Annotated in this window: 2 protein-coding genes; both read right to left on the reverse strand. The window is 70.8% G+C overall.

The features are described 5' to 3' along the window. Window positions 1–311 precede the first annotated feature (311 nt). Window positions 312–638, reverse strand: a complete 327-nt coding sequence (gene trxA, locus HG543_RS53505) for a thioredoxin (RefSeq protein WP_169352655.1) — start codon at window positions 636–638, stop codon at window positions 312–314. Between the two features lie 124 nt (window positions 639–762). Then, window positions 763–1,650 carry a LysR family transcriptional regulator gene (locus HG543_RS53510; RefSeq protein ID WP_171819108.1) on the reverse strand — a complete coding sequence of 296 codons (888 nt, stop codon included), beginning with the start codon at window positions 1,648–1,650 and terminating at the stop codon, window positions 763–765. Window positions 1,651–1,683 lie beyond the last annotated feature (33 nt).

Here is a 1,683-nt window from a genome sequence, read left to right on the forward strand (position 1 = left end):
GAGGGAAGCCCGGGGTACTTGCCGATGGCGATGAACAGGTCGCGGAAATTGAGGGAGACCGCGCGGATGCGCACCAGGGCCTGCCCTGGACCCGGCTTGGGCTCCGGCTTCTCCACCTGCACCCAACCGTCGATGCTGCCCGGCTTCTGAAGTTCGATGGCTTTCATGCTCGCATGACTAGCCAGGGCCTCCGGGGGATGCCACGGCAATCTTCGCGTTCAGCGGGTCTCCAACGCTCGGAACGAGACTCCGTCCAGTTCGAGGCGCTTCACCGTTCTGACACCGTTTCGGCTTCGACACCGCCGTCATCATCACAGGTGCGGGCGCAGCTCCTCTTCCAGCCGCTTCCGGGGCATGGCGCCGACGAGCTGCTTCACCACCTTGCCGTCCTTGAACACGAGCAGGGAGGGCAGGGCGCGGATGCCGTACTGCTGCGCCGTCTCCAGGTTCGCGTCGGTGTCCATCTTCGTGAACTTCATCCGCCCCTGGTACTCGGCGGCGAGCGTGTCGAGGATGGGCGCGATGATGCGGCACGGAGGGCACCAGGGCGCGGTGAAGTCCACCAGCACCGGCTCGCGCGCCTCGAGCACCTCGCGCCTGAACTCCGCGTCCCCAATCTCGATGACGTTTCCTGCCATGGCGTGTTCCTCCTCGGGAGGCCCGGGCTCGAATGCGCGGCGCCTCGTGACGGAGGAAGATGTAATGGCGGTGGGGTGACGGGACGAGAGCCCCGGATGCAACGCATTGTTCCGCGAAGCGCCCCTAATCCTGCTGCGTCTCCCACGGCAGCGCGGCGCTGCGCTCCGACAGCAGCGTGAGGAAGGCGCGGACCTTGGGCGGGAGCTGACGGCTGCTGGGGTAGACGGCGAAGACGGGGATGCCCGGGGGCGTGACGGCCTCCATGACGGGAACGAGCATTCCGCCGCGCACGTCGTCCACGACGAGCGACGCCGGCAGCCGCACGAGGCCCAGCCCCGCGCGCGCGGCGGCCTGTCCGGCGCGGAGGCTGGGCACGCGCAGCCGGCCGGTGACGGGCACCGTCCTCGCGCGCCTGCCCTCGCCGAAGAACCACACTTCGTCGGTGCCGGGCTCGGCCAGGAGGACGCACTCGTGGCCCTTCAGTTCGTCGGCGGTGCGGGGCGAGCCGTGGCGGCTGAGGTACGTGGGGCTGGCGTAGTAGCCCGTGCGCAGGGTGCCCAGCCGGCGGGCCACCAGCGACGAGTCCGCGAGCGGCCCGGTGCGCAGCGCCAGGTCGTACTCCTCGGCGATGAGGTCCACGTGCGCCTCGGCGAGCGACACCTCCACGCGCATCAGCGGCTGGCGCAGGAGGAACTCGGAGATGAGGGGCGTGAGCAGCTCGCCGAGCAGGGAGAGGGTGGCGATGCGCAGCGTGCCCTGGGGCGTGCCGCGTGACTCGCTCACCGCGCGGTTCACCTCGCGGGCCTCGGCGACGAGCCGCGCGCAATGCGCGTGGTAGTCCCGTCCCGCCTCGGTGAGCCGCAGCCGGCGCGTGTTGCGTTCCAACAGGCGCACGCCGAGCCGCGCCTCCAGGGCGGCCAGCCGGCGGCTCACGGTGGACTTGCGCAGGCCCAGCCGCTCCGCGGCGGCGGTGATGCCGCCGGTCGCCACCACCTCGGCGAAGAGCAGCATGTCATCCAGAAGGGGAGGGCTCGGGGACACGGG

The organism is Pyxidicoccus fallax (genome assembly GCF_012933655.1).
GTDB lineage: Bacteria > Myxococcota > Myxococcia > Myxococcales > Myxococcaceae > Myxococcus > Myxococcus fallax.

Bases quoted from the DNA above. Each gene is read 5' to 3' on its own strand.
- trxA (WP_169352655.1), bottom strand. From the start codon at position 638: ATGGCAGGAAACGTCATCGAGATTGGGGACGCGGAGTTCAGGCGCGAG.
- HG543_RS53510 (WP_171819108.1), bottom strand. From the start codon at position 1,650: ATGCTGCTCTTCGCCGAGGTGGTGGCGACCGGCGGCATCACCGCCGCC.